Annotated in this window: 7 protein-coding genes and 1 riboswitch; of the genes, 1 reads left to right on the top strand and 6 read right to left on the bottom strand. The window is 37.3% G+C overall.

Features of this window, described 5'->3' with window-relative positions; all coding sequences use genetic code 11:
* Positions 1–41: 41 nt before the first annotated feature.
* From PLH43_RS12005 to PLH43_RS12015, 3 genes are read right to left on the bottom strand one after another with little or no spacing between them, the layout of a single operon-like run.
* Positions 42–605 carry a hypothetical protein gene (locus PLH43_RS12005; protein ID WP_324363421.1) on the bottom strand — a complete coding sequence of 188 codons (564 nt, stop codon included), beginning with the start codon at positions 603–605 and terminating at the stop codon, positions 42–44.
* Positions 606–642: 37 nt separating this feature from the next.
* Complete coding sequence (locus PLH43_RS12010; RefSeq protein WP_324363423.1) at positions 643–2,364, bottom strand: DUF5702 domain-containing protein; 1,722 nt, start codon at positions 2,362–2,364, stop codon at positions 643–645.
* Positions 2,365–2,381: 17 nt separating this feature from the next.
* Positions 2,382–3,977: a hypothetical protein gene (locus PLH43_RS12015; RefSeq protein WP_324363425.1), complete on the bottom strand. Its 1,596-nt coding sequence runs from the start codon at positions 3,975–3,977 to the stop codon at positions 2,382–2,384.
* Between the two features lie 378 nt (positions 3,978–4,355).
* A riboswitch (cyclic di-GMP riboswitch) is annotated at positions 4,356–4,439 on the top strand.
* Positions 4,440–4,548: 109 nt separating this feature from the next.
* Here PLH43_RS12015 and PLH43_RS12020 point away from each other — a divergent pair.
* Complete coding sequence (locus tag PLH43_RS12020; protein WP_324363427.1) at positions 4,549–6,207, top strand: WG repeat-containing protein; 1,659 nt, start codon at positions 4,549–4,551, stop codon at positions 6,205–6,207.
* 186 nt (positions 6,208–6,393) lie between these two features.
* On the opposite strand, the gene PLH43_RS12025 is transcribed toward PLH43_RS12020, so the two are convergent.
* From PLH43_RS12025 to PLH43_RS12035, 3 genes are all read right to left on the bottom strand, one after another.
* Positions 6,394–7,179 carry an amino acid ABC transporter ATP-binding protein gene (locus tag PLH43_RS12025; protein WP_324363429.1) on the bottom strand — a complete coding sequence of 262 codons (786 nt, stop codon included), beginning with the start codon at positions 7,177–7,179 and terminating at the stop codon, positions 6,394–6,396.
* Positions 7,180–7,193: 14 nt separating this feature from the next.
* Positions 7,194–7,811 carry an amino acid ABC transporter permease gene (locus tag PLH43_RS12030; protein ID WP_324363432.1) on the bottom strand — a complete coding sequence of 206 codons (618 nt, stop codon included), beginning with the start codon at positions 7,809–7,811 and terminating at the stop codon, positions 7,194–7,196.
* Positions 7,812–7,935: 124 nt separating this feature from the next.
* Positions 7,936–8,745 (bottom strand): amino acid ABC transporter substrate-binding protein, encoded by an 810-nt coding sequence (locus PLH43_RS12035; RefSeq protein ID WP_324363435.1) that lies wholly within the window; start codon positions 8,743–8,745, stop codon positions 7,936–7,938.
* Positions 8,746–8,847: the final 102 nt, after the last annotated feature.

The following is an 8,847-nucleotide window of genomic DNA, read 5'->3' on the forward strand; positions in this document are numbered from 1 at the left end:
TTTCCCTCCTATGCCTTTGTTTGCTTTACCATATGAAAGTTTTATTCTTCCTTTTTAAAGAAATGTTTAATTTCATTTATTTTTTCACCATTTTCATCTATTTCATATATATATATACCATCTTTAAACCAAAATGCAAATACCATACCTTTACTTTCTGGATTTACACAATAAACTACCTCGTTTGTATCTATTTCTGCAAGGTCAGTCATATAATCATCTATTACTACACAGTCAACACTAAATAATCTAGTCCTAGATAAATGCTGGTCTTCCATCATATCCCTAGTCCTATTCATTATAGTTAATGAAGTTCCTCCTGTAAAAGGATTCACAATATCTTTTTTATATAAATCACGTAATGTAATCATAATCCCTGCATAATCACCTGTTTCAGTAAAATTTCTTAAGTCAGCAGCCTTTATAGCATACTCCAAGAATTTTTCCGCATTAGTCTCTTCTTTTCTATCTCCAACATTATTCACACTCTGTGTAGGATTTTCTTTCGGTGTGTTAGACACTTGATTATTTTTTCTCCCTTCACAAGCTGATAATAATACTGCGAATATAATTACTGATATTAGTATTGATTTTGATTTAAACATTTCCAACATCCCTTCTTTAAAAAAAATATATTTTTTCTTAATATCCTTTATATAGGATAACATCAAACTTTATTCGTTTTCCATCTTCAGTCCTAAACTCCTTTGGCATAAAAGGTTTCGTAGCAAATAAATATTTTATTGAAACTGAAGACTCAATACGCATATATGTACTGCATTCTGATATTTTAAAAGATTTATTTCCAGAAGCATTCCTCATATTTACCTGTATCAAATCAGCTATTCTTTTCATTTTCACATCCTTGTTTGTGAAGAGTAAAAATAACCTAAGGTAATCAACATATTTCATGGAGAGAAAAGACCCCTTAAGGTTTGTTTTCATTACCTCGGAATCATTTGTATTGCCGATAGAATCAATAAATTTATTTACTTCCTCTTTTCCTTTGTCAGCAGCTTTTTTAAATGTTTCCTTGAACTTATTAATTAAATTCTCTTTGTAGCCTTCAATTCCACTTTTTATATTATTTTTTACTTTCTTTTTTGCTTCCTGAATAGTATTAAAAATTAAACTATTAACTTTTTTACTAGTCTCATCCATATTATAACCGAGTAATTCCTTACCATCTGCAAGCTCTGTAGTGAGTTCCGCTATAGCTTCTTTAAGATTTCTATCTTTGTATACTTCAAGAAAATCCGTATAATCTACTCCCCGAATAATATCCGGCACATAACTACCTACAGTACTTTTTTCAACAGTCTCCATTTGGGCAAGAAGCAAAGTCTTAATTTGACTACTAATCTGATTCATTATCTCTCCTACTTCTCCTTCAACTTTAATATTCAAACTTGACTCTAAATCATCAAAAATATCCTCTGCAGAATATGTTTTTTCTCTAAAAGGATTTTCAATACTAGTAAATGCCTTATCTACCAGCAAATCCACTTTTGAATCAATGTAATCTGCTATAGTTGTAGTCGCTTTCCCTAGAAAATCCCCAGCTTTGTTCTCCACATAGTCAATCACTTTCTCAGAAGCGAATTTAGCATTCTCTTTTGCCTCATCGATAATTTCATTTGTAATTGTTTTAGAAAGCCCATCAATATCCGTTATCCAAGTATTTCTCGTCTTAAATATCGGTACACTATCACCTTTCAACAGCAAATACACATCAAATAAAGACTCCGCCATTGCCCAAGCCATCATGATTAGCGCATGTATAATGGGAATACCTACACCGCCGGTCCATCCAGCTACAACAGTAGCAACTTCTAACGCAGTATTAAACTTCGTAGGATCAGTATATATGGCAATAACATTCAACGCAAATCTCAAAAGAGTAATCTGGCCCTTTACCGCGTTTATGTTTTCCTTTTCCTCATCAAATCCCCATAAAATATACTCTACATCTGCATGGTTTGCATCGAAGAAAACCGGCCTTTCCTTCATTAAATTTCCTCTTAAATCCAAATCTTTCTCCATATCCGTAGTGTAATTTGCGAAGCTTCCCATTATGTACTCATTTATATATATTTCATCTCTTAAGTTATAGACACCATCTGCAAATATTTCTGATATTTGTGAAAGAAAATTCAAGCCATTCTTTGAAAAATCAGTATTATCCTTTGAAAACGATGCCTTCCCCAAATCCACTGCTTCAAGTTCTTTTCCTGCTAAAGTCCCTTCAGCCTTTCCTCCCGAAGCTATAATTCCAAGAATATTTTTTACATGCTCCATATCATTTTTTATTTCTTCCAATTCCGTCGGCTTATACCCCTTGTTTGACGGAACATCTTCAGGCATCTTTTTCTTGCTTTCCTTTACGGGCTTCTCATCCCCAGGACCGCCCTTTTCGTAAATTCTCCTATAGCGTCCCTCGGATCCTTTTCACCCTCCTTGGGCTTATCTGATATTATCCCTTTGTCTGCATAATAGTCAATAGGGTTGTCGTTGATTTTTCCTTTATACTCCGCTATTTTTGCCTTTACCTTATCACTATTAAGCCTTGCACGTACTACATCAATATCCGGAACTATATCCCCAAAATCACCCAAACCAAGCTCATCTATTTTCGCATCCATAATAAAACTCTTTATTTCGCTTAATACTGCAAGGTTATGCTCAAGTTCGGCAATTTTAGGCGTCAAATCCTCCGTTGATATCTTTTCCTTTTTGCTGCCGAGGTCAAGCCTTGTGGAGTTTGAAAATTCATTCGTTTCCCCTTCAAGCTTCTTATTTATTTCATCAATTTTAGTTACTGTATCTTTAGACTTTTTCATCACAGTCTCAAGTGCGCTCTTGGCATCTTTTACAGCAGCTACTGGCTTGTCTATATACTCCGTCAACACCTTATTAATTTGCTGTATTTGTGACTTTTTCGTATCCAGCTCCTTTTTCTTTGTCTTTATTTTATCTTTAAGCTCATCTATAGACTTTTTTAAATCACCTGTCGAATCCTCAAGCTCTTTAATTAAACCCTCAAGCTCCGTTATTTCGGCTTCCTCCGCTGATACATCCACGTCAGCAGAACCATCCTTTTTCGCTTCTTTCTTCTTATCCTCTATCTTTTTCTTAAGCTTTTTGATTTCATCCTTATATTCATCTATTTTATCTTCAATCTCTTCCAACTCGTCCTTGATCTTTTCTATCTCATCCTCCATGTCTTTTATCGCCTTTTCAATCTTAACTCTTTCCAATACATATCCTGCAGCTATTTCCAGCTGATTGGGTATATTAATATCCGTACCAAATTTATTGACCGTTACAACATTATTTGATGCTTTAACCTCATTTTCCTTAATCTCTGTCAAGTTTTTGTCCACATCAAGCTTTTCCTTTAAAATATCCGCCTGCTTTTTAAAATCCTTTAAGGCAAGAAATTTATCCATAAGTCCCTCGGACAATTCCTTGGGCCCTCTGTACTTCATGTATTCCAGTATCTGAGCCCTTAAAACCTCAGTCTCCGACAGATTATATATGGGCTGAACCTTTACATTCTCAATTTTATAATCATACAAATCCAAAGGTTTCTCCGCTTTCTTGTCCACTCCCAAAAACTTCTTTATGCTTCCGACGGTTTCCGATTTGTTTATTTCGTCAAGAGTTGACTCAGCTTTTGTCTTATACTCTTCAATACCATCAACCATCAGATTTCTCTCAAGGTAATATACTATCTCTTCCATCAGAATGTCAGGATCATCACTGGATAGAGCCATAAGTCCATATAGCTCCTTCAATAAATAATTATAGTTGGCAAGAGCGGATTTGGCCGATATATCCAACGCACTTTCAATTTGCGTTTGTGCCGACTTCATTCGTGTTCCTTCAACTAATATAGCGGGAATGGCAATCATTATTAATAAAACAATACACAAAAAAATTGATATTGCGCCCTCTGTTTTTTTGAAGAACCTCACAGCGATCCCCCCTGTCATCTACAAGCTTTGCAAATTCACCATTTTTATGCATATAATAACATTTTTCGCATACATGCATAACTAGCAATAAACATTATAGTATAAAATAGAAAATATGCCAATATGGTTTTTATAAAAATACCAAAAGTTCTTATGCCAACTCCTTACAGAATTACAACTTCACTTTCGCTTGCAAGGGTTTCTCAGGTATTACTCAATAGCTGTTTTTCAGTAACCTCACAAATTATTTATCATTCTAGACTGTGGAATTTCAACTAAGAATCCGATAAAGCTATATAAGGAAAGATTATCATCTTATATGAAAGGAGTATGAAAACAAAAGAAAATTTACGACACACAATTCAATATCTGAGAACAACACATTAAAGGCAAACCCATCAAAAGATGGCGACGCAAAGCTAAAGGGGCTAAAGCATTATGCCATGCCAGCCAGTTGCAATACAATAATACTCACCCTTTTAGTCTAAAGAAAGGTGAGTATTTTATTTTGCACTAATTTGCAGCTGCATTGAAGTAAAAGTTTTTATTAATCTACGAAGGAAGTGTAAAAATGAAAAAGCAATTATTAAGTACTCTATTAGTGTTTGTATTGGTGCTGTCACTAAACAGTATTACGATGCTTGCAGCTGAGCCTAAAATCGAAAATCTCACCTACTATGACAAGGTATATGCCTTTTCTGAAGGAATGTCCAAAGTAGTTAAAAATGACAAATATGGATTTATGGATCAAACCGGTAAGGTTGTTATTGACTTTACATACGATTATGCAGAAGATTTTTGTGAGGGTTTTGCGGCCGTTTCAACAGATGGTTTCTGGAACCCCGACGGAGGCTATGTTGAAGGAAAATGGGGATTTATTGACAAAACCGGTAAGGTCATTGTTCCAATTATTTATGACAAAGTATGTAATTTCAGCGAAGGTCTTGCTGCCGTTATAAAAGACGGAAAACTGGGTTTTGTTGATACGGCAGGCGAAGCTGTCATCCCTCCGGCATTCGGCGGTGGAATGTACGAAGAATTTTATTTTAGTAGCGGCCTTGCAGTAGTAACAACCGGTGACTTCGGAACTCCCGATTTTCTGGTTATTGATAAAACCGGCAATTTAGCATTTGACTTTAAATATGACTATGCAAGATTATCCAGCTATTCTGAAGGATTGCTTGCTGTCGGTGTCGGCGGAGATTGGGGTATTGGCGGTCCGTATTATTGGGCTCGCTCCTACAGCGGGGGTAAATATGGTTTTATAGATACAAACGGCAAAGAAGTTGTCTCGCCTATTTATGATTATGTGGATGATTTTAATGAAGGCATTGCAGTTGTCTGCAAAGACGATAAATGGGGCGCCATCGATAAAGACGGTAATGTCGTTGTTCCGATAATTTATCCCGATATCAGTCGTTCAAGTGAAGGATTTATCTGCATACGTAACGATGAGGGAAAATGGGGATATGTTGACTACACCGGAAATGTGGTTATTGATTTCAAGTTCGATTTATGCAATACATTCCGCGAAGGATTTGTTACCAATTCCATCAATGGAGAATGGGGCACATTAGATGCTACAGGAAAAACTGTAATTCCATTTAAATATAATAATTTGTGGAATTTCAGTGAAGGTCTTGTCAGGGTCAGAACAGTTGAAGGCGGTAAATGGGGTTACATGGATAATCGCGGAAACATTGTTATTGAGCCTGTTTATCAAGCAGCCACCGACTTTTCTGATGGAGTTGCTATTGTCAAAAAAGACGATAAATTTGGAGTCATTTTTAAAACCTCCATCCCATTCACAGCAACACCTACATCTTCAACCGTTCTTGTTAACGGCTCTCCCGTAGCTTTTGACGCTTATTCCATTAATGGCAACAACTACTTCAAGCTTCGTGATTTGGCTTACGTATTAAACGGCACCGGCAAACAGTTTGAAGTAACGTGGGACAGTGTTAACAAAGCAATAAATCTAATACCGGATAAATCCTACACAGTATCTGGCGGCGAAATGGCAACCGGTAGCAAAAACAACGCCACTGCATACCCTTCATCTGCAACCGTTTATATTAATGGCAAAGCGGTTGAATTGACAGCCTATACAATTAACGGATATAACTACTTCAAGCTCCGTGATATTGGTAAGGCATTCGACTTTGGTGTGATCTGGGACGGTACTGCCAACACAATTCGCATAGACACATCCGGCAGTTATACCGAATAATACGCACATTCCATAATTAAACTGGCCCCCAAAAGTTAATCCGTTGGGGGTCAGTTTTTATGGCAAAATGTCGTCAATCGAAATCAAAAATGTGCAAATGCTTATACTGGTTTATTGAGCACCCACTCTTTGATAAACCATTTATATTTTTATTTAAAGTTTTTAAGTGGTTTCGAACCGTCCCCATTATAAGTTCTTGTATCTTGCTAAAAACTGCTTAGTCCTATCTTCCTTAGGATTTCCAAATACTTCCTGAGGAGAGCCCTGTTCAACAATCACGCCGCCATCCATAAAGATAACACGGTCTGCAACATCCCGGGCAAAATCCATCTCATGAGTTACAATAATCATCGTCGTATTACGATCCGCCAAATTCCTAATAACCTTCAAAACTTCCCCGGTAAGCTCAGGGTCTAAGGCAGAGGTAGGCTCATCAAAACACAAAATGTCCGGCTCTAGTGCTAAAGCCCTGGCAATAGCTACACGCTGCTGCTGTCCGCCGGATATCATATGGGGATAGCAGTCCAGCTTATCCGATAGACCGACCTGGGAAAGAAGGATTTTTCCTCGGTCCTGAATCTCCTTCAAAATAGCTTTTTTATTCTGTTTGAAGTCAGGGCGTTCTTTGGCTAAAAGTTCTGCCGCCAATGTAACATTTTTTAAAACTGTATATTGAGGAAACAGGTTAAAATTTTGAAAAACCAGTCCAAAATGAAGACGTTTTTTTCTTACTTCACTTTCCCGTTGAGTAGCAGGGTCCATTGCGTCAAAAATTACCTCATTATTTACAATGATGCTTCCTTTATCAGGCCGCTCCAGGAAATTAAGGCACCTGAGCAATGTGGTCTTTCCGCTGCCGGATGAACCTATAATGGAGATTACCTCTCCTTTTTCCAATGAAAAATCAATCTTTCTCAGAACCTGAACGGTTCCGAAACTTTTCTCAATACCTTTTACTTCTAAAAAAGCCAACAAAACCCCTTCTTTCAAACACGGAAATAACTAAGTTTCTTCTCTACCCAATCAAGGAGTACGGTTAACACTCCGCCAAAAACAAGGAAATATATACCTGTAGCAAAGAGAGGCCAGATAAGTCCTTTATTGGTGTATTCACCAGCCATCATAATAATTTCTTTATTTGCAATAATACGGGCAAGAGACGTATCCTTTACTAAGGTAATCACCTCATTACCAATCGGAGGAACAATACGCTTTATTACTTGCAGCAGTGTTACATGAAAGAAAATCTGTCCTTTTTTCATGCCCAAAACCTGGCCCGCTTCATATTGTCCCACCGGTATACTCTCAATACCGCCTCGATAAATCTCAGAAAAATAACAAGCATAGTTGATAATAAAAGCAACGGTTGCAGCAACAAAACGTCCCGATTCACCGCTTGGCCAGGAAAAAGGCATATTCAAAAGGCCCGGCCCAAAGAAAATAATTATAAGCTGCAGCATCAGCGGCGTTCCACGGATTATCCAGACAAAAGTCCGCACCACCCAGCGAAGAGGACGAAAACGGCTCATTGAACCAAAAGCAATCACCATCCCTAAAGGCAGTGCAAACAAAAGTGTTAATATAAAAAGCTTACAATTGAGCAAAAAGCTCTCAGATTAACGACCAAAAATTACCAAAATCTCATTCATACTTTTTACCCCAATATACAAACGCTAGGACAGAGGATTATCCCTCTGCCCTTAGCTCAATTTGTTATGTATCAAAAACTTATTTTGCAAGTTCCAATCCATACTTTTCAGCCAATGCTGCCATTGTACCGTCTTCAAGAAATTCATCGAAAATCTTATTCACTTCTGCGCAAATATCGGAACCTTTACGGAAGGCCACTCCATAATCCTCTTCAGCCAAGTAATCAACAATAACAATATCATTATAGCTAGTACCTTCACCGGTCATTGTTTTTGCCAAAGTTAAGTCCAACACAGCTGCATCAGCAGTACCGGATTTCAATTCCATCAGGCAATCTGTCTGCAATGTCTTAGGAACAAAGTTTGCCTGCTTCAAATTATCATCAGCCTTGATGGTTTTTTCACCGGCCGAACCCTGCTCAGCCACAACGGTCTTTCCTATTAAGGATTCCGTTCCGAGATACTCAGTGCCTTCCTTCACCAAAACCACCTGAGCATTCTTAACATAAGGCTTGGTAATCTCCATTTTGGCCTTACGTTCGTCATCAATTGTCAATCCATTCCAAATACAGTCGATAGACTTTGCATTCAGTTCCACTTCTTTAGTATCCCAGTTGATTTCAACAAATTCAGGTTCAAGCCCCAGCTTCTCACACGTCAACATTGCCAGCTCTGTGTCAAAACCGGTAAAAACGCCATTTTCATCTGTATAATTCATAGGCTCATAATTGGTGTAGCCAATGATCAGCTTGCCTTTACCTTTAACGTAATTCAAATCACTTTCGTCCTGAGTTTTATTAGTTTCCCTACTGCCGCAAGCTGCCAACGCAAAAACCATGGTTAGCGCTAAAAGCAGCGACATTAGTTTCTTCATTTTTAATTTTCTCATCTTTAATTCCCCCAATTTCAATCAAAAATACTTTTTCATTATATCCAGGAGTTTGACAGTTAGTTGCTAAAAATTAAAAAGTAAAACGTCTGAAACCCATTG

This window comes from Acetivibrio sp., assembly GCF_035371925.1.
Classification (GTDB): Bacteria; Bacillota; Clostridia; order Acetivibrionales; family Acetivibrionaceae; genus Hungateiclostridium.